Annotated in this window: 21 protein-coding genes and 1 other RNA gene; 3 read left to right on the top strand and 19 right to left on the bottom strand. The window is 64.0% G+C overall.

The window, feature by feature from the left end; all coding sequences use genetic code 11:
* Nucleotides 1-82: 82 nt before the first annotated feature.
* The 5 genes from B0G73_RS22810 to B0G73_RS22830 all read right to left on the bottom strand — a co-directional run bounded on the left by B0G73_RS22810 (nt 83) and on the right by B0G73_RS22830 (nt 6,917).
* Nucleotides 83-823 (bottom strand): 3-ketoacyl-ACP reductase, encoded by a 741-nt coding sequence (locus B0G73_RS22810; RefSeq protein WP_106283532.1) that lies wholly within the window; start codon nt 821-823, stop codon nt 83-85.
* 182 nt (nt 824-1,005) lie between these two features.
* Nucleotides 1,006-2,187 carry an acetyl-CoA C-acetyltransferase gene (locus B0G73_RS22815; RefSeq protein WP_106283648.1) on the bottom strand — a complete coding sequence of 394 codons (1,182 nt, stop codon included), beginning with the start codon at nt 2,185-2,187 and terminating at the stop codon, nt 1,006-1,008.
* A gap of 136 nt (nt 2,188-2,323) precedes the next feature.
* Nucleotides 2,324-4,141, bottom strand: a complete 1,818-nt coding sequence (gene phaC, locus B0G73_RS22820; protein WP_106283533.1) for a class I poly(R)-hydroxyalkanoic acid synthase — start codon at nt 4,139-4,141, stop codon at nt 2,324-2,326.
* A gap of 638 nt (nt 4,142-4,779) precedes the next feature.
* Nucleotides 4,780-5,637 carry a peptidoglycan editing factor PgeF gene (gene pgeF, locus B0G73_RS22825; RefSeq protein ID WP_106283534.1) on the bottom strand — a complete coding sequence of 286 codons (858 nt, stop codon included), beginning with the start codon at nt 5,635-5,637 and terminating at the stop codon, nt 4,780-4,782.
* Nucleotides 5,634-6,917 (bottom strand): RluA family pseudouridine synthase, encoded by a 1,284-nt coding sequence (locus tag B0G73_RS22830; protein WP_106283535.1) that lies wholly within the window; start codon nt 6,915-6,917, stop codon nt 5,634-5,636. Before B0G73_RS22830 ends, pgeF begins: the two co-directional genes overlap by 4 nt.
* A gap of 38 nt (nt 6,918-6,955) precedes the next feature.
* Here B0G73_RS22830 and B0G73_RS22835 point away from each other — a divergent pair, with 38 nt between their 5' ends.
* Nucleotides 6,956-7,816, top strand: coding sequence for an outer membrane protein assembly factor BamD (locus B0G73_RS22835; RefSeq protein WP_106283536.1), 861 nt, complete (start codon nt 6,956-6,958; stop codon nt 7,814-7,816).
* A gap of 120 nt (nt 7,817-7,936) precedes the next feature.
* On the opposite strand, the gene rlmD is transcribed toward B0G73_RS22835, so the two are convergent.
* The 6 genes from rlmD to surE all read right to left on the bottom strand — a co-directional run bounded on the left by rlmD (nt 7,937) and on the right by surE (nt 14,203).
* Entirely contained in the window at nt 7,937-9,355 is a 1,419-nt protein-coding gene (gene rlmD / locus B0G73_RS22840; RefSeq protein WP_106283537.1) for a 23S rRNA (uracil(1939)-C(5))-methyltransferase RlmD, read from the bottom strand.
* Nucleotides 9,356-9,570: 215 nt separating this feature from the next.
* Nucleotides 9,571-10,347 carry a 3'-5' exonuclease gene (locus B0G73_RS22845; protein WP_106283538.1) on the bottom strand — a complete coding sequence of 259 codons (777 nt, stop codon included), beginning with the start codon at nt 10,345-10,347 and terminating at the stop codon, nt 9,571-9,573.
* 4 nt (nt 10,348-10,351) lie between these two features.
* The gene (gene rpoS / locus B0G73_RS22850) at nt 10,352-11,434 is read right to left on the bottom strand and encodes an RNA polymerase sigma factor RpoS (RefSeq protein ID WP_106283539.1); all 1,083 of its coding nucleotides are present in this window, start codon (nt 11,432-11,434) and stop codon (nt 10,352-10,354) included.
* 11 nt (nt 11,435-11,445) lie between these two features.
* Complete coding sequence (locus B0G73_RS22855; RefSeq protein WP_106283540.1) at nt 11,446-12,390, bottom strand: peptidoglycan DD-metalloendopeptidase family protein; 945 nt, start codon at nt 12,388-12,390, stop codon at nt 11,446-11,448.
* A gap of 5 nt (nt 12,391-12,395) precedes the next feature.
* Nucleotides 12,396-13,448 (bottom strand): protein-L-isoaspartate(D-aspartate) O-methyltransferase, encoded by a 1,053-nt coding sequence (locus B0G73_RS22860; protein ID WP_106283541.1) that lies wholly within the window; start codon nt 13,446-13,448, stop codon nt 12,396-12,398.
* The gene (surE, locus tag B0G73_RS22865) at nt 13,445-14,203 is read right to left on the bottom strand and encodes a 5'/3'-nucleotidase SurE (RefSeq protein WP_106283649.1); all 759 of its coding nucleotides are present in this window, start codon (nt 14,201-14,203) and stop codon (nt 13,445-13,447) included. The genes B0G73_RS22860 and surE overlap by 4 nt, the downstream gene beginning before the upstream one ends.
* Nucleotides 14,204-14,427: 224 nt before the next feature.
* On the opposite strand from surE, the gene B0G73_RS22870 reads away from it, so the two are divergent.
* The gene (locus tag B0G73_RS22870) at nt 14,428-15,402 is read left to right on the top strand and encodes an NADPH:quinone oxidoreductase family protein (protein ID WP_106283542.1); all 975 of its coding nucleotides are present in this window, start codon (nt 14,428-14,430) and stop codon (nt 15,400-15,402) included.
* Nucleotides 15,403-15,548: 146 nt separating this feature from the next.
* Here the strand turns inward: B0G73_RS22870 and B0G73_RS22875 are convergent, their stop codons facing one another.
* From B0G73_RS22875 to ffs, 8 genes are all read right to left on the bottom strand, one after another.
* The gene (locus B0G73_RS22875; RefSeq protein WP_106283543.1) at nt 15,549-16,373 is read right to left on the bottom strand and encodes an ABC transporter permease; all 825 of its coding nucleotides are present in this window, start codon (nt 16,371-16,373) and stop codon (nt 15,549-15,551) included.
* A 53-nt stretch (nt 16,374-16,426) separates the two neighbouring features.
* Nucleotides 16,427-17,239 (bottom strand): ABC transporter ATP-binding protein, encoded by an 813-nt coding sequence (locus B0G73_RS22880; protein WP_106283544.1) that lies wholly within the window; start codon nt 17,237-17,239, stop codon nt 16,427-16,429.
* Nucleotides 17,240-17,360: 121 nt separating this feature from the next.
* Entirely contained in the window at nt 17,361-18,398 is a 1,038-nt protein-coding gene (locus B0G73_RS22885; protein WP_106283545.1) for an ABC transporter substrate-binding protein, read from the bottom strand.
* Between the two features lie 74 nt (nt 18,399-18,472).
* On the bottom strand, nt 18,473-19,714 hold the full coding sequence (locus tag B0G73_RS22890; protein ID WP_106283546.1) for a CaiB/BaiF CoA-transferase family protein: 1,242 nt from the start codon (nt 19,712-19,714) through the stop codon (nt 18,473-18,475).
* A 200-nt stretch (nt 19,715-19,914) separates the two neighbouring features.
* Complete coding sequence (gene recR / locus B0G73_RS22895) at nt 19,915-20,511, bottom strand: recombination mediator RecR (protein ID WP_106283547.1); 597 nt, start codon at nt 20,509-20,511, stop codon at nt 19,915-19,917.
* Between the two features lie 267 nt (nt 20,512-20,778).
* A complete protein-coding gene (locus B0G73_RS22900; protein WP_007182071.1) occupies nt 20,779-21,105 on the bottom strand; it encodes a YbaB/EbfC family nucleoid-associated protein in 327 nt (108 codons plus the stop codon).
* A gap of 67 nt (nt 21,106-21,172) precedes the next feature.
* Nucleotides 21,173-23,848, bottom strand: a complete 2,676-nt coding sequence (locus tag B0G73_RS22905; protein WP_106283548.1) for a DNA polymerase III subunit gamma/tau — start codon at nt 23,846-23,848, stop codon at nt 21,173-21,175.
* 228 nt (nt 23,849-24,076) lie between these two features.
* An RNA gene (gene ffs / locus B0G73_RS22910) (signal recognition particle sRNA small type) lies at nt 24,077-24,175 on the bottom strand.
* 442 nt (nt 24,176-24,617) lie between these two features.
* Between ffs and trxA the strand changes: the two genes are divergently transcribed.
* Nucleotides 24,618-24,944, top strand: coding sequence for a thioredoxin TrxA (gene trxA, locus B0G73_RS22915; protein ID WP_006048864.1), 327 nt, complete (start codon nt 24,618-24,620; stop codon nt 24,942-24,944).
* The last annotated feature ends 61 nt before the right edge of the window (nt 24,945-25,005 follow it).

The following is a 25,005-nucleotide window of genomic DNA, read 5'->3' on the forward strand; positions in this document are numbered from 1 at the left end:
GCAATCGGGCCTTTGCGCAGTCGAGACGCCGCCGAACCATCTGAGCCGTAGCGCGCTGCCTTGTGAGCGGCGCGCCGGTGACTCAGCCCATATGCAAACCGCCGTTCAGCGAAAAATCAGCGCCCGTGGAGAAACCCGATTCTTCCGATGCCAGCCATGCCACGATCGAGCCGATTTCGTCCGGCTGGCCGAGACGGCGCACCGGGATTGTCGCGACGATCTTTTCCAGCACGTCGGGGCGGATCGACTTGACCATATCGGTGCCGATGTAGCCCGGCGACACGGTGTTGACCGTCACGCCCTTGGTGGCCACTTCCTGCGCCAGCGACATCGTGAAGCCGTGAATGCCGGCCTTCGCGGTCGAGTAGTTGGTCTGGCCGAACTGGCCCTTCTGGCCGTTCACCGACGAAATGTTGATGATGCGCCCAAAGCCACGCTCGACCATGCCGTCGATCACCTGCTTGGTGACGTTGAAGAGGCTGGTCAGGTTGGTGTCGATCACCGCCGTCCAATCTTCGTGCGTCATCTTGCGGAACACGACGTCGCGCGTAATACCGGCGTTGTTCACCAGAATGTCGATCTCGCCGACTTCGGCCTTGACCTTGTCGAACGCGGACTTGGTCGACTCCCAGTCGCCGACATTGCCTTCGGACGCGACGAAATCGAAGCCCAAGGCCTTTTGCTCTTCGAGCCACTTCACGCGGCGCGGCGAGTTCGGGCCGCAGCCCGCGACGACCTTATAGCCCTCTTTGTGCAGCCGCTGGCAAATGCTCGTGCCGATGCCACCCATCCCGCCCGTTACGTACGCAATTCGCTGTGTCATAAACTACACTCCGTTATCGTTTTCGAGGCGCCGACTGGCTGCCTCTTCCCTCGCCTGTACTTCATCTCCACTGCCGCCGGGCGACCGGCTGACGAGGCCTCCGCTGACCGCGCGCTACAGCGCGCGGCAACGTTTCATCCGGCGCATGACCGGCGCCCGCGGCGCCCGCCACGCGCCCCTGCTCAGGCGCGCTCGAGCGCCAGCGCCACACCCATGCCGCCGCCGATACACAGCGACGCGAGACCCTTCTTCGCATCGCGCTTCTGCATTTCGTGCAGCAGCGTGACGAGAACCCGGCAACCGGACGCGCCGATCGGATGGCCGATCGCGATGGCGCCGCCATTCACGTTGATCTTCGACGTGTCCCAGCCCATTTGCTGATTCACGGCGCACGCCTGCGCGGCAAACGCTTCGTTGATTTCCATCAGGTCCAGATCGGCCGGCGTCCAGCCCGCGCGTTCCAGACAGCGGCGTGAGGCCGGCACCGGACCCATGCCCATCACCTTGGGATCAAGACCCGAGGTGGCGTATGCCTTGATGCGCGCGAGCGGCTTGAGGCCGAGCGCTTCAGCCTTCTTCGCCGACATCACCAGCACCGCCGCCGCGCCGTCGTTCAGACCCGACGCGTTCGCCGCCGTGACCGAGCCTTCCTTCGAGAACGCCGGCTTCAGGCCAGCCAGCGACTCAGCCGTCACGCCATGGCGCACGAACTCGTCGGTGGCGAAACGCAGCGGCTCGCCCTTGCGTTGCGGAATTTCGACCGGCACGATTTCGTCGTCGAAACGGCCCGCCTTCTGCGCGGCTTCCGCCTTGTTCTGCGACAGTGCCGCGAACGCGTCCTGCTGCTCGCGCGTGATGCCGTATTCCTTGGCGACGTTTTCCGCCGTCATGCCCATGTGGTACTGGTTGTAGACATCCCACAGGCCGTCGACAATCATCGAGTCGACCAGCTTCGCGTCGCCCATGCGGAAACCGTCGCGCGAACCCGGCAGCACATGCGGCGCCGCGCTCATGTTTTCCTGACCGCCGGCCACCACGATATCCGCGTCACCCGCGATGATGGCGTTCGCCGCGAGCATCACCGCCTTCAGGCCCGAGCCGCACACCACGTTGATCGTCATGCCGGGCACAGCCGTAGGCAAGCCGGCCTTGATCACAGCCTGACGCGCCGGATTCTGGCCCGAGCCGGCCGTGAGCACCTGACCCATGATCACTTCGCTAACCTGCTCCGGTTTCAGACCGGCCCGCTCGAGGACGGCGCGAATTACCGTGGCACCGAGTTCGGGTGCGGCGATCTTCGCCAGCGACCCGCCGAATTTGCCCACTGCCGTACGAGCGGCCGATACGATCACAACATCAGTCATTTCCATTTCCTCCGGGCGGTCGGCCTCATGCGCCGCTGCCCGTCAAGTTAAAAATCTCGTTGCTCTTAGTCACGCGCCAACTCAAGCAGACGCTCACTCACATCGCAAACAACCGCGCCGTGAAGCGCGTTCAAACCTACTCCCGCTGCCGCACGTAACGCCCGGGCGCCGCTTCGATCACCGGGAACTCAGCCGAGCCGGCGGTGGCGCGCGGCTTCACCTTCTTGCCGCCGTACTGGTCGAGCCACGTGGTCCATTCAGGCCACCAGCTGCCCGGGACTTCGGTAGCCTGATCGAGCCATTCTTCCGGGTTCTCCGGCAGCGTCTTGACGTCGCCTTCCAGCATCCAGAAGTTGCGTTTTTTCTTCGCGGGCGGATTGATCACACCCGCGATGTGACCCGACGCGCCGAGCACGAACTTCAACGGCCCGCTAAGGAGCGGCACCGACGCGTACGCTGATTGCCACGGCACGATATGGTCTTCGCGTGAACCGTAGATGAAGGTGGGCACGTCGATCTTCGACAGATCGATCGGCTGGCCGCAAGTGGTCAACGCACCCGGCTCGCGCAGACGATTCTCGAGATACGTATTGCGCAGATACCAGACATACATCGGGCCCGGCAGGCTGGTCGAATCACTGTTCCAGTACAGCAGGTCGAACGGCACCGGCGTGCGGCCTTTAAGGTAATTGTCGACGACGTAGTTCCACACCAGATCGTTCGGGCGCAGGAACGAGAAGGTGTTGGCGAACTCGAGGCCGCGCATCAGCCCCGGCGGCGTACCGTTCTTGCCGCCAATGGTCTGCTCGCGCATCTGCACATGCTGTTCGTCGACGAACACGTCGAGCACGCCCGTGTCCGAGAAATCGAGCATGGCGGTGAGCAGCGTCATGGACGCCGCCGGATGTTCGCCACGCGCGGCGGCCACTGCCAGCGCCGTGGCGAGCATCGTGCCGCCGACGCAGAACCCGAGCGTGTTGATCTGCTCGCGGCCACTGATCTTGCTGACCGTGTCGATGGCGGTAAGCACGCCCTCGCTGATGTAGTCGTCCCACGTTTTATGCGCGATAGATTGATCGGCGTTGCGCCACGAAATCAGGAACACCTGGTGTCCCGAATCGAGCCCGTGAGCGACCAGCGAGTTCTCGGGTTGCAAATCGAGAATATAGAACTTGTTGATGCAAGGCGGCACGATGAGCAGCGGCCGCTCACGCACGGTCGCCGTGCGCGGCTTGTACTGGATCAGCTGCATCAGATCGTTTTCGAACACGACCGAGCCTTCGGTGTTCGCGAGATTTTCACCGACCACGAAACCCGATTCGTCGGTCTGCGAAATCTTGCCGCGCTGCAGGTCGCCGAGCAGGTTCATCACGCCCTGGCGCAGGCTCTCGCCCTTGCTGTCGAGCAAGGTCTTTTGCGCTTCCGGATTCAAGGCGAAGAAGTTGCTCGGCGAGGCGGCCGCGGTCCATTGCTGGACGGCGAAACGGATGCGCTCGCGCACCTTGGGCTCGGTGTCGAGCGCGTCGACCATTTCCTGCAGATAGCGCGCGTTCAACAGATACCACGCCGCGGTGAACGCATAGGCCGGCGCCGAACTCCACGCGTCGGAACTGAAGCGGCGGTCCTTGAGCTGAGGCGCCTGAGTGACTGACGTAGTGGCTTGCTGAATCAGCTCCATTGCCTCGCGCGAATAGTCAGCCTGCAACTTCTGCAGACGCTCGGAGGGAATGGCTGCGGTCGGGATATTCAGGCCGGCGAAGGACGGCATGCCGGGCATCGATCCTGCCGCCAGCTTGCTGAAGTCCGGCATGCCGGGAAACGACGGCATCTGAGGGAAACCCTGCGGCAAGCCCATCTGAGGCATTGCCAGTGGCATCTGCGGCATGGCGAAAGGCATGTTACTGCCGCCGGGTGAACGCCATGCGTTCATCCAGGCGTCGATAAACTGCTGCATGCCTGCGGCCGGTGTTGCACCGCTCGTACCGGCCTGCTGCGTGTGCTCCGTGGAGGAGTCCGTGCTGGGGGAAGCTGAGGAATGTGAAGCTGCCATACCTGCTTTTGACCGGTAAGTCCTTGCGGACGGGTTGAGAGGCAGGCTCGTGCGCACGTGAGCAAGAGCTCGCGACCTCGTCACGCCCTGTCCCTTGTACGAGGAGCCGTGAGGAACATTCTTGCTCCCCATCGCAAGGCATGTCAATGCTTGTTCCCGATTTTGCCGCAGTGCGATAGTTTTTTAATTATCGTTTTCCCTGTGTAGAAGATCGCGCTTTTGGAACATGCGTAATTCGACGCGCACGAGAACGGAAAAAGCTCCCAAATTGCATAGGCTTATGTGCATTTATCCGTTCGCGCGCGGACAGTTTTGGCGGCAGATTCACGCCAGCGCGCGGAATTCCGGCAGTGCAGCAAAAACGCTCGGGCTTCTCCGAATAAACCCTCATACGGGTGCTCGCGGGCAAGGGTCGTGCGAGACATGGTAATGCTCAGACAAGCATGCCCGCATGCATGACATCGCGCCGTGTCGATGTCATGCATGCGGGCATATGTGTGTTGGCGATCGCGAAAAAAACCGCGCGCGACGCCTGTCGCGGTTTAGTCCGCGATCGACTGCGCCTGTGCGTCCAGCCAGATCAGCGCGGCCATGCGGCCGGTCTCGCGATCGCGGCGATAGGAATAGAAGCACTCACGCTGCGTGACCGTGCAGAGATCGCCGCCGACAATGCGCTCCACGCCGAGCCGCTGCAGACGCAAACGCGCCAGCGCCGGAAGATCGGCCAGATATTTCCCGGGATTGCGCGGGTGCTCGACGAAGGCGTTTGCCGTCGCCTCGCGTTGTGCGGCGTCCACGCCGTTCATGAAGGCGTCACGTACATCTGCGCCGACTTCGAAGGCGTCAGGACCGATGGACGGACCGAGATAAGCGTGCAATGCGCCCGCCTCGACTCCGGCAAGCTCGGCGACGCGCGCTGCCGTCTGTTCGACGATGCCCGCCGCCAGTCCGCGCCACCCGGCGTGCGCCGCGCCGACCGCGCGGCCCGCTTCGTCGCAGAACAGCACCGGCATGCAATCGGCCACCATCACGACGCACACCGTGCCGGGACGATCGGTGACGCTGGCGTCGGCGCGCGTCGGCGTGCCGTTCGCATGTGCTTGCGCGAGCACGTCTTCCGCCCGCACGATGCCGGCGCCGTGAATCTGTTCGAGCCACGCGGCCTCGCTCACGCCGGCCAGCTTCAACAGACGTTCACGATTCGCCGCAACCGCTGCCGGATCGTCGCCGGATTTCATGCCCAGATTCAGGCCGCCGGGCAAATCCGCGCCGTTCCGCCAGCGGCCGAATGGCGCTTCGCTCACGCCGCCGTCGCGGGTCGTGACGAGCGCACGCACGCGCGGCGAGACATTCCATGCGGGTTGCACGACATCGGCAAAGCTCAGCTCGGGCGCGGTCATGCGTGATCGTCCTCGTCGTGTTCGTCGTGTTCGTCGTGTTCGTCGATGTCGCCGTGATCCAGGGCGCCGTCTTCATCGGCGTCCTCGTCGAGCGACGCGTCGTAGTCGTCTTCCTCGTAGTACGTCTCGTCGAACTCGCCCGCGTCGTCGCGGCCGAGGCCGAGCGCGGCCGACAGCGCTTCCATGTCGGCCGGCGCATCCGCACGCCATTGCATCGTGCGGCCGGTCTGCGGATGAATCAGACCGAGGCGCCATGCATGTAGCGCCTGGCGGGCGAAACCGTCGGGCAACGGTGTGACCGAGCGCTTGCCGCGGGCCCGCCCGTACACCGGATCGCCGAGCAGCGGATGACCGATATGCGCGCAATGCACGCGAATCTGATGGGTGCGCCCGGTTTCCAGATCGCAATGAATCGCGGTGACCGGCTGACGCTGCCAGATCGCCGAATCGACGCGCCGGAAATGCGTGCGCGCGGGCTTGCCCGAGGCGCTCGTGACCACGGCCATGCGCGTGCGTTCGCGCGGATCGCGGCCGATCGGCGCGTCGATCGTGCCTTCTTCGGGCATGTTGCCCCACACCAGCGCGAGATAGCGGCGCTTCACCGTGCGCGCCTGCAACTGGCGCACGAGGTCGGTCTGCGCCTCGAGCGTGCGCGCCACCACCATCAGCCCCGAGGTTTCCTTGTCGAGCCGGTGCACGATGCCCGCGCGCGGCAGGCCCGCGGCAGCGTCGCCGTAGCGGTACAGCAGGCCGTTGAGCACCGTGCCGCTCCAGTTGCCGGCCGCCGGATGCACGACCATGCCGGCCGGCTTGTTGATGACCACCAGCGTGTCGTCTTCATAGACGATTTCGAGCGGCACCGGCTCCGGCGTGAACGCCAGTTGCTCGGGCAGCAGATCCGGCACGAGTTCGATAGTCGCGCCGAGCGGAACGGGCTGGCGGATTTTCGCGGGTTTGCCGTCGATCCGCACGCGCTCGGCCTCGATCCAGCTTTGCAGGCGATTACGCGAGAACTCGGGAAAAACCCGCGCGAGCACCTTGTCGAGGCGCTCGCCGGCCAACTCGTCGGGCACGGCGACGCTGCGCGGCGTTTCGTCCGCCACGCGGCTCGCCACGGTCGGCACATGGCTGGGCAGAGCGGCGGCACTGAGCGCGTCGCTGCCGAGATCGTCGTCGAGGGAATCGACGCCCAACGCGTCGGAGGGGTCAGCGCTTACGCTATAATCTTTGTTGCTATTCCCGGCGCCGGTTGCGGCGCCTGGAGTATTTGAGCGGGTCATTGAGTCTGGGTCACCTGGACGTAAAGCTAGACTGGAAAATGCGAGCCTTGAACACCATTACTAAAGCGGCGATCAATTTGGCGGCCATCAAGAAGGCGGCCCGGAAAGTGGCCGGATACATTGCGTGCGCCGCAGCCGTCGCCGTTGTTGCGGCTTGCCACGGCCTGCCGGAGAAGACCGACGAGACGGCAACGTGGAACAACAACAAATTATATACGGAGGCGAACGACGCCTTGACCGGTGGTGATTACGGCAAGTGCGCCAAGTACTTCGAAATGCTCGAGGGGCGCGATCCGTTCGGCCACTTCGCGCAACAGGCGCAGATCAACGTTGCGTACTGCAACTGGAAAGACAACGAAAACGCCGCCGCCGACCAGGCTATCGACCGCTTCATCCAGCTGCACCCGGATCATCCGGACATCGCTTACGCGTACTACCTGAAGGGCATGATCCACTTCAACGACGACCTCGGTCTGTTCGGCCGCTTCTCCGGCCAGGACATGAGCGAACGCGATCCGAAGTCGCTGCGTGAGTCGTACGACGCGTTCAAGGTCGTGGTGGACAAGTACCCGAACAGCAAGTATGCGCCGGACGCCGCGCAACGCATGCGCTATATCGTGAACGCGCTGGCGTCGCACGAAGTTCACGCAGCGGATTATTACTACCGCCGTGGCGCTTATGTCGCCGCAATCAACCGCGCGCAACTGGCGCTCACGCAATACAAGAACGCACCGGCTATCGAAGACGCGCTGCACATCATGATGCTGTCGTATCAGAAGCTGAACCAGCCGCAACTGGCCGACGACACGAAGCGCGTGCTGGCCGGCACCTTCCCCGACAGCCCGTACATCACGGGTCATGCACGTCCGGGTACGGAAAAGTCGTGGTGGCAGTTCTGAGCTTCACCGCGTATTGAGAATCAGCAGGAAAAAAACGCCACGACTTCGGTCGTGGCGTTTTTGTTTGTGCGTTGCGTTGCTTTACGTCGCCGAGGCGCCACGCGGCCGCGCCAGCGCCGCTCAATCCCGCTCGAACAACGCAATCGACTCCACATGCGACGTGTGCGGGAACATATTGACCACGCCCGCCCCCACCAGCCGATAGCCCGCCTCATGCACGAGCAAACCCGCGTCGCGCGCGAGGGTCGCCGGGGCGCACGAGACGTAGACGATGCGCTTAGGCAGCGGTCCAACGCCGCTCTGCGCGATCTCCACCAGCGCCTTGGCGACGGCCAGCGCGCCTTCGCGCGGCGGATCGATCAGGAACTTGTCGAAGTGGCCGAGCGCGCGCATGTCGTCGGCGGTGACTTCGAACAGGTTGCGGCACGCGAACGACGTATGCCCCGCCACGCCGTTCAACCCGGCATTAGCCAGCGCGCGCGAGGTCAACACCTCGCTGCCTTCGATCCCCACGACCTCCCTCGAAATCCGCGCGAGCGGCAGCGTGAAGTTACCGATCCCGCAGAACAGATCGAGCACCCGGTCCGTGCGCGCCGGCGCCAGCAAGCGCAGCGCGCGGCTCACCAGCACGCGGTTGATGGCGTGATTCACCTGGGTGAAATCGGTCGGCTTGAACGGCATACGAATGTCGTATTCCGGCAGCGTGTAGTCGAGCTGTACGTCGAGCGGATAGAACGGCGTGACCGTGTCCGGGCCGCCCGGCTGCAACCAGAACTGCACCTTGTGCTGGTCGGCGAAATCACGCAGCACCTGCTCATCCGCAGCGGTGATGGGCTCGAGGTTGCGCACCACCAGCGCCGTGACGGATGAACCGACCGCCAGTTCGAGCTGCGGCATGCGGTCGTAGATCGACAGCTTGCGCACCATGAAACGCAATGGCATGAGCATGGCCGACACGTGCGGCGGCAGCACTTCGCACGTCTTCATGTCGGCGATGTAGCTGCTCTTCTTCTCATGGAAGCCGATCCGCATGCCGCCCTTTTCCGGCAGGAAACGCACGGCCAGACGCGCACGGTAGCGATAACCCCAGGACGGCCCATGAATCGGCCGGAACACCGTTTCCGGGCGCAGCTTCGCCAGATGCTGCAGGTTGTCTTCGAGCACGCGCTGCTTGACGGCCACCTGCGCGCGAATGTCGAGATGCTGCATCGAACAGCCGCCGCAGATATCGAAGTAAGTGCATTTCGGCTTGGTGCGCATCACGCTTTCGCGGAACACTTGCACCACTTCGGCCTGCTCGAATTTGGGCTTGCTACGATGCGTCGAATAACTGACGCGCTCGCCGGGCAACGCGCCTTCGACAAAGATGACCTTGCCGGACGTACCGTCTTCGGTTTCGGTGCGGCCGACGCCGCGCGCTTCCATGTCGAGCGAAACGATTTCAATGACCGGCTCGTTGCCGGTGACAACGTGTGCCGGCGCGGGCGGGGGCGTCTTGGAGCGCTTCGGCGCGCGGCGATGGGGGGCAGTTCGGGACACCTGCGACTTCCTGACAAACTTGGGGAAAGGCGAGATTGTAGACGAAGCGCCGCGCCTGCCCTTCATTCGGCGCGGCGGGAACGGCCCCGCGCGGGTCGAGGCCGAGCGCAACGCGAGTTCGCAGACCACGAGCGACTTGCATCCTGAACGAAAGGACCGCCGCGGCCCTGCAATCCGCCGCAGGGCAGACACGTCACGCCCCGACCGCGAGCGGCTTACTGGTCAAACGCCGCCAGATACTCGGCCCATTGCGGCGCCGTTTCCAGCGCCAGTGCGTTCTTGACCAGGTTGATCTCGTCAGCATACTCCGCGGGCGAAAATGCGCCGCGAATCAGTTGGAAGCGGCAATAGAGCAAGTATGTGTTGACGACGTCGGTCTCGCAGTAATTGCGAATTTCCTCGATGCGCCCCTGTTGATACGCGTGCCACACCTGACTGCCGTCCATGCCCATTTTGCCTGGGAAGCCGCACATCTTGGCGAGCGCGTCGAGCGGCGCGTTGGCGCGCGCCTGGTACATGGCGAGCACGTCCATCAGATCCGTGTGACGCGCGTGGTAGCGGCTGATGTAGTTGTTCCACTTGAACTCGCGGTCGTCCTCGCCGAGATCCCAGAACTTGTAGGCGGGAATGCCGTTGACGAGCGCGCGGTAGTTCAGCACCGGCAGGTCGAAGCCGCCGCCGTTCCACGACACGAGCTGCGGCGTGTACTTCTCGATCACGCGATAAAACGACTGCACCAGCGCCGCCTCGCCGTCTTCCAGTGTGCCGAGCGAACGCACCCGGAAACCATTGTTGTCGCGGAACACGCAGGAAATCGCCGCGATCCGCTGCAGATGATGCGGCAGGAAATCGCTACCGGTTTTTTCGCGGCGCGCGGCGAACGCATGCTCAGCGACTTCGGCGTCGCTCAGGTCGGCGGGCAAATCTTCGAGGCGGCGAATGCCGACGACATCGGGAATCGTCTCGATGTCGAAAACAAGAATCGGTGTCATCAGGTTATAGAACGGCGTCCTTGCGAACACCGTTGGAGGCGAAGAAGCGCTTCAACCGCACAAGCGCTTCCTGTTGGATCTGGCGCACACGCTCGCGCGTGAGGCCCATTTCGTCGGCCAGCTCTTCGAGCGTGGCGGGCTCGATGTGATTCAGGCCGAAGCGCCGCTCGATCACATGACGATGCTTGTCCGACAGGCGAGCCAGCCACGCGCGCGTAAGCGTTTCCAGTTCGCGGTGCTGCACTTCGGCATCCGGCGACTGGCTCTGGTCGTCGGACAGCAGATCGAGAAGACTGCTCGCCGGATCGAGATCGAGCGGCGCGTCGAGCGACGCGGTGTGCTCGTTCAGCGCGAGAATGTCGGTGACTTCGTCGGTGGTCTTGCCGGTCAGATAGGCGATGTCGTCGATACTGGCGTCGCGGCGCTCGGCGGCCTCGCCCGAATTCATCGAATTTTTTTCCAGATGACGCTTGGCGCGCAACACCTGGTTGAGCTCGCGAATCACGTGTACCGGCAAACGGACCGTGCGCGCCTGATTCATGATGGCGCGCTCGATACTCTGGCGAATCCACCACGTGGCATAAGTGGAAAACCGGAAGCCGCGCGTCGGATCGAATTTTTCGATCGCGTGCATCAGGCCGAGATTGCCTTCCTCGATCAGATCGAGCAGCGGCACGCCGCGATTCAGATAGCCCTTCGCGATGCTGACGACGAGCCGCAGATTGCGCTCGATCATGACTTGCCGCGCTTCGAATTCGCCCGCCTTGGCAAGACGCGAATACTTCTGCTCTTCCTCGACGGTGAGAAGCGGCTTGACGCTGATACGGTTAAGGTAGTGCTGAATCGTGTCGGCCGTCAGCTCGGCTTGCAGCAGCGCGCGGAAATCGTCCGCGTCCGGCGCGGCTTCGCTCGCGCCTTCACGGGTCTCGCCGGCTTCGTCCGCGCCGCCCTGGCGTTCGTCGAGATCGCGTTCCTCCGCGACTTCTTCTTCCACTTCCGAAGCGCCGCTTTCCTCCACCGAAGCGGACATAGCGTGGCTGATCGTCTCAGACTCGGCTTGCGGCGGGCGGCGCTTCGATTTCGGCATGGTCGTATCGCTTATTGCGGCGGCAAATACTTCAGTGGGTCGACAGGTTTACCCTGCCGGCGAACTTCGAAATGCAACATCACACGGTCGGAATCGCTGTTGCCCATCTCGGCGATCTTCTGCCCCTTCGTCACCGCGTCCCCCTCTTTTACCATCAAAGAGCGGTTATGTGCATACGCCGTGAGATAAGTTGCATCATGCTTGATGATAATGAGATTGCCGTAACCACGCAGCCCATTTCCGGCATAAACCACGCGGCCGTCCGCCGACGCCTTCACCGGATCGCCGGCAGCGCCACCGATATTGACGCCCTTGTTGGTCGAGTCGTTGAACGTGCCGAGCAGCGGGCCGCGCACCGGCCACGCGAACGCCACGTTGCCGGACGCGCCGGCGTTCGAATCGCTGGCCGCGCCAGGCGTGGCCGGCGGCGTCAGCGACGCGTTGTTCGTCGTAGAACCGTAGATGGGCGGCGCCGCCACACCGGCCGCGCCAGCAGTCCCGCCCGCCGACGCCGACGTGCTGCCGAGCGGTGCGCTTTGCACCGCAACACCGCTGCCGATCGGCGCGGTCGACACGCCCGGCGTCAGCGCCGCGGTGTTCGCACCCGGCGGCACGACGCGCAGCAACTGATCGACTTCGATCTGATTCGGGTTGGTCAGATTGTTCCACGCCGAAATGTCGCGGTAGTTCTGGCCGTTCTCCAGTGCGATCCGGTACAGCGTGTCGCCCGGCTTCACGCGATAGTAGCCAGGCGGCGGCGGTCCGAGCGGCACGGTCGGCTGCGCGGCTTGCGTACCGAGCACGCCGCCGCCGGAGCGGTCGACGACCGGCGCCTGATCGAGCCGGGATGCGCAAGCCGTCATCAACAGGGACAAGGCGAGCACGCACACGCTACGCTGGGTTACGGTCATGGGGACATTCAGTGTGGTTCTTTGCATCGCGCGCAACATACTCATCGGTGTCAAATCACTCCGGATTTTAAGGGTACAAAGAAAACGCGATCAAGCCGCGACTCGCGCCACTGCGCGGGTCCGAGGCGCTCGACCAGAGTCAGCACCTGGTTCTGGCCGTCCTGCGAGCCGACCGGCGCGACCAGACGGCCGCCGATCGCGAGTTGTTCAAGTAACGCTTGCGGTACGTCCAGCCCCGCCGCGGCGATCACAATCGCGTCGAACGGCGCCGCGGCCGGCAGTCCCAACCGCCCATCGCCGTAATGCAGGCGAATGTTCGGGATGCGCAGCGGACGCAAGTTCGTCTTCGCGCGTTCGGACAGCGGCTTGATGCGCTCGATCGAGTAGACCTCGCGCGCGACCTGGCTCAGCACGGCCGCCTGGTAACCGCAGCCGGTGCCGATTTCGAGCACGTTGTTCAGCACGCGGCCGGCGGCGGCCAGCTCGATCATCCGCGCGACCACCGACGGCTTGGAGATCGTCTGGTGATGGCCGATCGGCAACGCCGCATCTTCGTAGGCCTGAACCGCGAGACCCGGGTCGATGAACATGTGGCGCGGTACCACCGACATCGCGTTCAACACGCGCTGATCGGTCACGCCGTTCGCACGCAGGCGTTCGACCATCCGTTCGCGAACCCGTTCCGAGGTCAGTGCCATCGCGCCGTTCAAAGCGACGTTCGGCGCGGCGCTGCGCTCGTTGGATCGGGCCGCGGGTTTGGCCGATGCCGCCGACTGCGGCGCGGTGCGTGTCGTCGAACTTTGAACGACCGGCTTGGCCGGCGTTTTAACGGAAGGCGCGGCCACCGGCTTCGGCGGGGTCGCCGCCGAAGGCTTGGCTTGCGGTTTTAGCTGCACCGCGGGCTGCGCCCTTGCCTGCCTGGATTGGGATTTACCCGAGGAGCCAGGCGGCGCATTCTTCGCGGGCTGCTGGCGCGCGTTCAGTGCCGCGCTCGCGGCGAGCGCCGCCGCGCGGATTTCGCCTGGGCGTCCTTCGGGCCGGCGCGGTTCGCGCACCAGATCCTCGAGGCCGAGCGGAAAGCGCTTGGCGCGCTCGCTGGTCATGAAGCGCCGCCGCCGGCGCGCGCCCAGTCGCGCGCTGCGGGCAGCATTTGCGTGTGGGTCAGGTCAAGCTGCAATGGCGTGATCGACACGTGGCCGTTGGCGACAGCGTGAAAGTCGGTGCCTTCGCTCGCGTCGCGCGCGCTCCCCGCCGGACCGATCCAGTAGATCGGCTCGCCACGCGGGTTGGTCTGGCGAATCACCGGCTGCGACGGATGCCGTTTGCCGAGACGCGTGATCTGCCAGTCGCCGAGTTGTTCGTACGGCAGATTCGGAATGTTGACGTTCAGGAGCGGATGCCCAGGCAACGGCTGCTGCAGATAGTGCGCGACGATTTCAGCGGCGACACGCACGGCGTCGTCGAGATGCACCCAGTCCTTGTCGACCAGCGAGAATGCAATGGCCGGCACGCCGAACATGATGCCCTCGGTGGCGGCCGCGACGGTGCCCGAATAGAGCGTGTCTTCGCCCATGTTCTGACCGTTGTTGATGCCCGAGACCACGAGGTCCGGCGTGTGGTCGAGCATGCCGGTCAACGCGATGTGCACCGAGTCGGTAGGCGTGCCGTTCACGTAATAGAAACCGTTGGCCGAGCGCAATACCGAGAGCGGCCGCGACAGCGTCAGGGAATTCGACGCGCCGCTGCAATTCTGCTCGGGCGCCATCACGGTGACGTCCGCGATCGGCTTGAGCGCTTCGTAAAGCGCAGCAAGGCCGGGCGCCAGATAACCGTCGTCGTTGCTGAGTAGGATTCGCATGCGGCGATTGTAACCGAGGAAAGAAGACGCGCGAACGACACGGCAGGCCGTGCGTGCGACGTATGCAATGCGCACGCGTCGGGATCGTGAAAGGCTGGCGCGAGTCGGCGGCCGAACATGCATCGAGCACTCGCCGATCGCGTGCGAGCCAATAAAAACGCACGGTCGTGCTGATTGTTTTACACTCAGAATACTTGCGAACCCCTGATCGAAACGGAGACACGATGCGCGCGATTCGTTGCAAACAATATGGGCCACCGGAGAGCCTGGTCGTCGAAAACCTGCCGGACCTCGAAGCGCCGCCAGGCCATGTCGTGATCGACGTGAAAGCCGCGGCCGTCAACTTTCCCGACGTGCTGATCATCGAGAACAAATACCAGTTCAAACCGCCGCTGCCCTTCACGCCCGGTTCGGAAGTCGCGGGCGTGGTGCGCGCGGTCGGCGCCGGCGTCACGCAGTTCAAGCCCGGCTCGCGCGTGGTCGCCTTCACAGGTCAGGGCGGTTTCGCGCAGCAGGCGCTCGCGCCAGCCGCGGCGTGCGTACCGTTGGCGGACCATGTGGACTTCGAGCTGGCAGCGGCGTTCACGCTGGCGTACGGCACGTCGCATCACGCCGTGGTCGATCGCGGCGCGTTGCAGGCGGGCGAGACGATGCTGGTGCTCGGCGCGGCCGGCGGCGTCGGGCTGGCAGCGGTCGAAATCGGCAAGGCGCTCGGCGCGCGCGTGATCGCGGCGGCGTCGAGCGACGAGAAACTCGCGACCTGCGTCAAGCACGGCGCGGATGCCACCATCAACTACAGCACCGAAGATCTGCGCGAGCGCGTCAAGGCGCTCACCGACGGTAAAGGTCCGGACGTGATCTACGATCCGGTGGGCGGCGTGTATACGGAGCCGGCGTTTCGCAGCATCGGCTGGCGCGGGCGTTATCTGGTGGTCGGCTTCGCCAACGGCGAGATTCCGAAGCTGCCGCTCAACCTGACGCTGCTCAAAGGCGCGAGTCTGGTCGGTGTGTTCTGGGGCGACTTTGCAAAGCGCGAGCCGCAGCACAATCACGCGGCGTTTCAACAGATGACACGGTGGATCGGTGAAGGCAAGCTCAAACCGTATGTGTCGGCGCGCTATTCGCTCGATGATACGGGACGCGCGTTACGGGATATGGCCGGGCGTCGCGTGATCGGGAAGGTGGTGGTGACGCCTTAGTCCTCGTTTGACCGATTCGGTCTCGTAGCAACCAAAAGGAACGACGTGCGGTTTTCCAACTCGCGCGTCGTTTCTTTTTCGCTAAGCGTGGTGCGTTGCGTGTTGAGCGTTGCGCTTCGCGCGTATCGAACCCGCGCCGCTCTGCCCTACAGCTTTTCCGTGTCGCCGGTCTTGGGCTGCCACTTCATCAAGCGCCGCTCGCCGACGCCGACGATCGCATCCAGAATCAGCGCGAACGCGGTCAACACCAGAATCCCGGCAAACACGGTATTGATATCGAAGGTGCCTTCGGCCTGCAGAATCAGGTAGCCAACGCCGCGCGCCGAGCCCAGATACTCCCCCACCACCGAGCCGACGAACGCCAGTCCCACCGACGTATGCAAGCTCGAAAACACCCAGCTCATCGCACTAGGCAAGTAGACGAAGCGCAGCAAATGCTTGCCGTTCGCGCCGAGCATGCGCGCGTTGGCGAGCACGACCGGACTGACTTCCTTCACGCCCTGATAGACGTTGAAGAACACGATAAAGAACACTAGCGTGACGCCGAGCGCCACCTTCGACCAGATGCCCAGCCCGAACCACACGCCGAAGATCGGCGCGAGAATCACGCGCGGCATCGAGTTGGCGGCTTTGATGTACGGATCGAACAGCGCGCTCGCCAGCGGCGAAAGCGCGAGCCACAAGCCCACGCCGAGCCCGAGCGCCGTGCCGAGCACGAACGCGAGCACGGTTTCGACCAGCGTGATCCACAGGTGCAGATAGATCTCGCCGCCCACGAACCACTCCCAGATCCGTTGCAGCACTTTCTGCGGCTCGCCAAAGAAGAACGCGGCCTTGTTCGGATCGTCGAAATAGAAAGGCGGTAGCAGCGTCGGGCTGGTCAGCACGTACCAGAATACGAAGCACAGCACGAGCAGCAGCCATTGCCAGATCACCAGATTCGCCCGGTTCGGGCGCAACGTCTTCCACATGACTCGGTTTGCCTTGGACGATTGATTGACGCCAATACGTGACGCGCTTACGTTTATACGGCGGTGAGTTGCTGCTGATAGCCTTTGAGCACCTCGTCGCGCAGCACGCTCCAGATCTGCGCATGCAACTCGACGAAACGCGGATGCGAACGGATTTCGGCGACGTCGCGCGGACGCGGCAGGTCGATCGTGAATTCGCCGATCGGGTGCGTGCCCGGCCCGGCCGAAAGCACCACCACGCGGTCGGACATCGCGATCGCTTCGTCGAGATCGTGCGTGATGAACAGCACCGCTTTGCGTTTGGCGGCCCACAGGTCGAGCAACTCGTTTTCCATCAACTGACGCGTCTGGATATCGAGCGCGGAAAACGGCTCGTCCATCAGAATGATGTCCGGATCGAGAATCAGCGTTTGCGCCATCGCGACGCGCTTGCGCATGCCGCCCGATAGCTGATGCGGATAGCGATCGCCAAAGCCGCCGAGGCCCACGCGCTTTAACCACTCGTCGGCTTTGACGCGCGCTTCGGCCGGCGGTACACCGTGGAACGCGAGGCCGGCCATGACGTTGTCGATGGCCGAGCGCCACGGCATCAGCGCGTCGGCCTGGAACATATAGCCGGCGCGCCGGTTAATGCCCTTGAGCGGCTCGCCGAACACGCTGACCGTGCCCGACGAAGGTCCTAGCAAACCCGCGCCGACATTCAGCAGTGTGGATTTGCCGCAACCGGTCGGCCCGACCACCGAGACGAACTCGCCCGGCGCGATGCGCAGCGTGGTGTCCTTCACCGCCGTGTAGCGCTGCGCGCGATTGTCGCGCGCGGCGAACGTGCAGGTGATGTTCTCGAGCGCCAGTGCGGCAACGGTCATCGTTCAGCTCGCTTCGAAAGATCGGATTGGTATGTGATCAGGTCACGTTATCGCACGCGGCGCCGGGATCGGGTTGCGACGCGCGCTGCGTCGCCTCGCAGTCCGGATGCCCGCGCTCGACTCAAACCTTGACGGTAGTCAGCGCTTTCTTGACGAAGTCGTTGGTCCACGTCTTCGACAGATCGATCGGCTTGCCCTGCACGTTCGGGTCGAATGCCTGCAAGGTCTTCAGCGACGTCGCGGGACCATCCGCCGGCATCAGGCCATCGGGCGACATCGCTTCCTTCACGTGCTGCCACGCGTCCAGATACACCGCGCGGTCGCCGAGCAGGTAGCCTTCCGGCACCGTGTTGATCAGTTCGCTGCCGGTCGCCGTTTGCAGCCACTTGAGCGCGCGCACCATCGCGTTGGTCAGCGCCTGCGTGGTGTTGGGATTCTTCGTGATGAAGCTTTGCGACGCGTAGAGACACCCCGCCGGCATATCGCCACCGAAGACGTTGCGCGTGTCGGCGAGCGTACGCGTGTCCGACACGACGCGAATCTCGCCGGTGCGCTCCAGCTTGGTCATGACGGGGTCGAGATTGGCGATCGCGTCGATCTGCCCCGACTGCAACGCGGCGATCGCGCCGGCGCCCGCGCCGACGCCGATAAACGCGACGTCTTTCGCGCTCAGTCCCGCTTTCGCCAGCACGAAGCTCGCCATGATCGAGGTCGACGAGCCCGGCGCGGTCACGCCGATTTTCTTGCCCTTCAGATCGGCAATCGACTTGTAGTTGGGCATGGTCTTCTTCGAAACCGCGAGCACGATCTGCGGCGCGCGCCCTTGCAGCACGAACTCGCGGAACATCTGCTTTTGCGCCTGCAGCAGCAAGGTATGCTCGAACGCGCCGGACACCACGTCCGCACTGCCCCCGACCGCCGCCTTCAATGCCTGCGAGCCGCCGGCGAAGTCGGAGATTTCGACGTCGAGCCCTTCGTCCTTGAAGTAATTGCGGCGCTCAGCGATGGTGAGCGGCAAGTAGTAGAACAGGTTCTTGCCGCCGACGGCGATCGCCACCTTGCTGGTTTCAGGTTTGCCCTGCGCGAAGGCGAGCGGTGTGGCGGCGAGCGTGGCGCCCGCGAGTGCGGCGGTGCCGGCGAGAAAACTTCTCCGTTGCATGGGCTCGAGTCTCCAAACTTTCGTGGTCCGGTTTATCTTTTTACCGCGACGCTCGTGGGCGCCGCGTGCGCTGCTCAAACGATCTGTTGCGCGTGCAACCTTGCAATGTGGTCTGCATCATAACCTAGCGATTGCAGGACTTCATCGGTATGTTCACCCAGTTCCGGGCCGAGCCAGCGTGTCTCGCCCGGCGTGGCCGAGAGCTTCGGCGTGACCGACGGCAGCGTGATTTCCTTACCGTCCTGCCACTTGAAACGCTGGATCATCTGGCGCGCCATGAACTGCGGATCGGTGAACATGTCTGCCACACTGTAGATGCGGCCCACCGGCACGTCGGCGGCATTGAGCACGGCGAGCGCTTCGTCGATGGTGCGCGTGGCAAGCCAGGCGGCGATCGCGCCGTCGATTTCCTGGGTGCGCGGCACGCGCCCGTCGTTATGCGCGAGCGCCGGATCGTTCGCGAGATCCTCGCGCTCGATCGCGATCATCAGGCGTCTGAAGATCGGATCGCTATTGCCGCCGATCACGATACTGCCGTCGCGGCACGGATACGTATTGGACGGCACGATACCCGGCAGCGACGCGCCGGTGCGCTCGCGCACCATGCCGTACACGCCGTATTCGGGCACCACGCTTTCCATCATGTTGAAGACGGCCTCGTACAGCGCGACGTCGACGACCTGCCCTTTGCCGCCGTTCACCTGTTTGTGATGCAACGCCATCAGCGCGCCGATCACGCCGTGCAGCGCGGCGATCGAATCGCCGATCGAAATACCGATGCGCGGCGGCGGCAAGTCCGGGTAGCCGGTGATATGACGCAAGCCGCCCATCGATTCGGCGATCGCGCCGAAGCCGGGCCGGTCGCGATACGGACCGGTTTGCCCGTAACCGGACAGCCGCACCATGACGAGACCGGGATTTTCCGCCGACAGCACGTCATAACCAAGCCCGAGTTTCTCCAGCAAGCCGGGCCGGAAATTTTCGACGACGATATCCGCTTCTTTCGCGAGGCGCCGCACGATCTCCTTGCCCTCTTCGGCCTTCAGATTGATCGTGACGGATTTCTTGTTGCGTGCCTGCACGGCCCACCACAGCGACGTGCCGCCGACTTCCGGATAGAGCTTGCGCCATTTGCGCAGCGGGTCGCCGCCCTTGGGATCTTCGATCTTGATGACGTCGGCGCCGAACTCGCCAAGAAAGCGCGCGGCGAATGGGCCGGCGATCAGCGTGCCGAGTTCCAGCACCTTGACGCCGGCGAGCGGGCCGGTTTTATCTTGCGGCGCGGCGCTCGCGCCTGATTCAGAGGTAGCGCTCATGTGTCTCCTTTGTCGACCCGAGTTAGCGCTTCAGCGCTTACTCGGGTCCCATGCAAAGCTGTCGACCCGAGTTAGCGCTTCAGCGCTTACTCGGGTCCCATGCAAGGCTGTCGGCGGGAGTTAGCGCTTTAGCGCTTACTCCCGCCCCACGCAAAGCTGTTCCGCGCTAACGCGCGTCGCCATACGGCGAGCGCCTTGTGCTACATCGAACGCCGGTCGAGCATGGCGCGGGCGATCGTGCCGGCGTCCACGTATTCGAGTTCGCCGCCCACCGGCACACCGCGCGCGAGGCGCGTCACGGCCAAACCGCGCGCCTTGAGCGTCTGCCCGAGGTAATGCGCGGTCGCCTCGCCTTCGTTGGTGAAATTAGTGGCGAGCACGACTTCCTTGACCACGCCATCCGATGCGCGTTTGACCAGCCGGTCGAAATGAATCTCCTTCGGCCCAATGCCGTCGAGCGGACTCAGCCGTCCCATCAGCACGAAATAGAGGCCGCGATAGGTCATGGTCTGCTCGAGCATGATCTGATCGGCAGGCGTTTCGACGACGCACAGCAAAGTGGCATCACGCTCCTCATCGAGGCAGACTTCGCAGATCTGCGCCTCGGTGAAGGTGTTGCACTTCTCGCAGTGCTTCAGATGCTCAGTGGCGAACAGCAACGAGCGGCCGAGTTTTTCGGCGCCGTCGCGATCGTGCTGCATCAGGTGGTAAGCCATGCGTTGCGCGGACTTCGGCCCGACGCCGGGCAGCGCGCGCAGCGCTTCGACGAGCGCCGACAAGGCGGAAGGTTGTTTCATGCGGATCGGCGTCGAAGTGGGTAGTGCCCGGCAATCCGGGTGGCGATGCGGTTGATACGATCGGTTTCCATCATTGCGGCGAGGGCCAGCCCGAGGGCGCACGTTGCACGCCTCAGCCGAACGAACGCCGGTCGAGTCAAGCCGGAACAAGCGCGCGGCGAGTGCAGCACCGGCGGCACATGCAGTGCATGCAACTCACACGTTCCGTTCACGCCGCGGCGACAATTGCCGCGGCGCCTGACCCGCCGCCTCGCGGCGTCGTCGCGTTCAGAACGGCAGTTTGAAGCCCGGCGGCAACGGCAGACCCGAAGTCATACCGCCCATTTTCTCCTGCGCGGTGGCTTCGGCTTTACGCACGGCGTCGTTGAACGCGGCGGCGACCAGGTCTTCCAGCATGTCCTTGTCGTCGGCGAGCAGGCTCGGGTCGATCGATACGCGGCGCACGTCGTTCTTGCAGGTCATCGTCACCTTCACGAGACCGGCGCCCGACTGCCCCTCGACTTCGATCAGCGCGAGTTGCTCCTGCATCTTCTTCATGTTTTCCTGCATCTGCTGAGCTTGCTTCATCAGCCCGGCGAGTTGGCCTTTCATCATGGACATGCTCCTTCTTGATAGCGTGAATTTCGGAAATCGGGCGCGCTACAACGTGTTGCGCTGCGAATCAGTGGACCGACGGCGCGCCGTTCGCGCCGGCGTCCGGAGTAATCGGGCGGATCGAGCCCGGCACTATGCTCGCGCCGAACTCGCGGATCAGCGACTGCACGAACGGATCGGCGCCGATCTCGCGCTCCGCTTCCTGCTGGCGCTGCGCGCGCAAGGCGGCGTCGTGCGCGGCGGCCGTGCGGCGCGCCGGACCGACTTCGACGAGCACGTCGACAGCCTGGCCAAGCCTGTCGGCGAGCGCGGCTTTCAGTTTAGCGACCTGCGAGGCTTCCGCGTACTGCGGCACCGGCACGCTCAATTTGAGCGTGCTGCCCTCGAGCGCCATCAGTTCGCTGTTGAACGCCAGCTGATAGGAAATGCCCTTGAGCGGCAAGTCGACGGCCAGCGCCGGCCAGTCGCCCTTGAAACCGAGCGGATCGAGGGGCACCGCGGGCGGCAGCGGACGTTGATCGACCACCGGCGCCGGCGTGGACGCTGCGGACGTATTCACGCGGACATCATCCGGGCCGCTGTCGAACACGGGCATGTAGCCGTCGTCGGGCAGGCCGTAATAGCCTTCGTCCGCAGCGGTGAGCGGCATGTATTCGTCGGGCGGCATGTCGTCCCACGGCGGCACCGACGCGCCGTTCTGCTCGGCGCCGTTGCGTTGCGCGGGCGCTGAAGAGGCGGACGCGCGAGCCGCCGGTGCTGCCTCCTGCGGTGCGCGGCGCGGTGCGCCCGGCGTCGGCACGGGAACGACGACGCGCGGTGCGGCCGGTTTCGGCGTAGCGGGAACGGCAGGTTTTGCGGCCGCTGCTGCGCTCGCGCGGCCACGGTCCGAGGACACTTTCAAACCGGCGCTGCGCAGGACGTCGAGCGCCGCGCTCGCGCCGCCTGCGCGACGCGGTGCGCTATCGGCTGCGGGCGACGGCTCTTCCAACGGTGCCGCGGCGGCAGCCTGCTCGGTGCGAGCGAGCGCCGCAGCCGCGGGTGCGCTTAGCGAAGTCGCGGGCGCTGAGTCGGCGAGGGGTCCGGGGACGTTGTTCGTCGCCGAACCATCGGGCTCAGTGGTTACGGAAACTTCGTTCGCCGCCGAGTCGGTAGGCGCGTCATCCCACGGTGCCAAGGCGGCGGCCGCCGTGGCCGCAGACGAGACTGGCGACGCGGATGCCGCGGCGGCATCGTCCACCGGCCGCGACTGCGCTGAATTCATGTTGTGAACAACCGGCACCGACTCACCGGCGACCGCCGGTTCCGCGCCAGATGATTGCTCTGCTGCCTCGCCTCGACCAGAATCCGGTGGCGCAGCTTGAATACTGTTATGAGCAGGCGGCACTTCAATTGGGCTATTGGCTTGCTGCGCCGGCTGAACCGCGGCGCCCTTCTCCAATGCCGCGGCATTGCCCGGCTGCGTTTCGCGAACCGGCGCAGCGGCGTTCACGCTCGCACCACGCGAATCCGTCAACACAGCGCTTGCAGTCGCGCTCGCCGGCGCTCCCAATGCTCCCTGCTGCGCGGCCACAGCCGGCGCACCGGCGCGTTGTGCCCCACTCGCTCCCGCCTGGCCAGACGCGCGCGCCGAACCCACGGCGCCACCGCCACCGCCCGTGGGCGCCGGTTCGAACGCGAGCATGCGCAGCAGCGTCATGGTGAAGCCGGCGTACTCGTCCGGCGCGAGACCCAGTTCGCTCCGGCCGATCGTCGCGATCTGATAGAACAGTTGCACCTGCTCGGCGCTCAAGGCTTCAGCGAAGCGGCGCAAGTCGGCGGCCTCAGGCCACTCGTCCAGTACCGACGACGGCGCGAACTGCGCCCACGCGATCCGATGCAGCAAACTCGCCAGATCCTGCAGCGCCGTCGAAAACGACAGGCTGCGCAACGCCATCTCGTCGGCGACCGACAGCACCGCGGCGCCGTCGCCGTCCGCGAGCGCGTCGAGCAGACGAATCAGATAGCTCTGGTCGAGCGCGCCGAGCATGCCGCGCACGGCTTCTTCATTAACCTGATTGGCCGAATAGGCGATCGCCTGATCGGTCAGCGAAAGCGCGTCGCGCATCGAACCGTCGGCCGCGCGCGCGAGCAGGCGCAGCGCCTGGGCGTCGTACGGCACCTTCTCTTCGCCGAGAATATGTTCGAGATGCGAGACGATGTGGCCGGCGGGCATCTGCTTCAGATTGAACTGCAGACAGCGCGACAGCACCGTGACCGGAATCTTTTGCGGATCCGTCGTGGCGAGAATGAACTTGACGTGCGAAGGCGGTTCTTCCAGCGTCTTCAACATGGCGTTGAAGGCGTGGTTGGTCAGCATGTGCACTTCGTCGATCATATAGACCTTGAAGCGCGCATCCACCGGCGCGTAGACGGCGCGCTCCAGCAGTGCCGCCATTTCGTCGACGCCGCGATTACTCGCCGCGTCCATTTCCACATAATCGACGAAGCGCCCTTCGTCGATCTCGCGGCACGCGCGGCACACGCCGCACGGCGTGGAGGTCACGCCGGTTTCGCAGTTCAGCGCCTTGGCGAAGATGCGCGACAGCGTGGTTTTGCCGACGCCGCGCGTGCCGGTAAACAGATAGGCATGGTGCAGACGGCCGCCGTCGAGCGCGTGCGTGAGCGCGCGCACCACGTGCTCCTGTCCGACGAGCGAAGCGAAATCCTTCGGCCGCCATTTGCGTGCGAGAACTTGATAGGTCATCGGGAAATTGTATCAGTAACGATGGCGTGCAAAACCGATTCGCGACCGCTCGCGAACGCATCCCGTCACTTCATTGGAAGCGGCTAACGGACCGATAGAAAAAAATAGATGAAGCGCGCGAGAAACATCGGGAGGCGTGGCTGCATGCCGCTGCGCTCAGGGTAAACAGAAGATGGAATGCGTTTGCGGAAGAACCCGCGGAGAAAAACAAGAACAACAGAAAAGGAAGGTGACGAGCCCGACCCTCGGCACTGGTGGAAAACGGCTGTGGCTGCTTCGTTCCCGACCTGACCAGGTTGACCATCCCTCCATGCGAGGAGGCCCGTCACGAAACATTCTATCATCGCTTGGTCCGTCGTGCGACTGTTAATACGAGCAAATCGTCAACGGCGCGCCGAATCGCTACTTGCGCACCATATAGTCGATCTCGCAGCGAGGCCGGCGAAAGCCACTTGAGTTTGGCCGGCAAGCCACCAGATAGGTTGCGTCATGGTTTGATGAATCACGGTGGCACTTCGTCGGCAGCCATTGGCCCCACTGCCCTGATGAGTACTATCGGCCCCGGCAACGCATAGCGAATTAAGCTAAACTGCCGTACGGATGACCCGCAAACGCGAGCCTTCCGCATACTCCGAAACAGGTTCACACCTTTTCCGGTGTGTGTCGGCAAAGTTCCGGTTGCGGCAAAGCGAACGGAAGTTTCCTTAGGTTTTGACGTATCGTGGCGAGCAATTCAGGCGGGCCTCGAACCGATAGAGGTATTCATACAATGAGCGAACAAATCAAGCATATTAGCGACGCATCGTTCGAACAGGACGTCGTGAAATCCGATAAACCCGTGCTGCTCGATTTCTGGGCTGAATGGTGCGGTCCGTGCAAAATGATCGCGCCGATCCTCGACGAAGTCGCGAAGGATTACGCCGATCGCCTGCAAATCGCCAAGATCAACGTCGACGAACATCAATCGACGCCGGTCAAGTTCGGCGTGCGCGGTATTCCCACGCTGATCCTGTTCAAGAACGGCGCTGTTGCGGCGCAGAAAGTCGGCGCACTGTCGAAGTCGCAACTCACCGCGTTCCTCGACGGCAACCTGTAAAGCGGTCTGAGCAACGCGCTGCGAGGTCTCTCTGAAAGCCGCGGGCGCGTTGTGTTAAGCG

The sequence above is a fragment of the Paraburkholderia sp. BL25I1N1 genome (assembly GCF_003002025.1).
Taxonomy (GTDB): Bacteria; Pseudomonadota; Gammaproteobacteria; order Burkholderiales; family Burkholderiaceae; genus Paraburkholderia.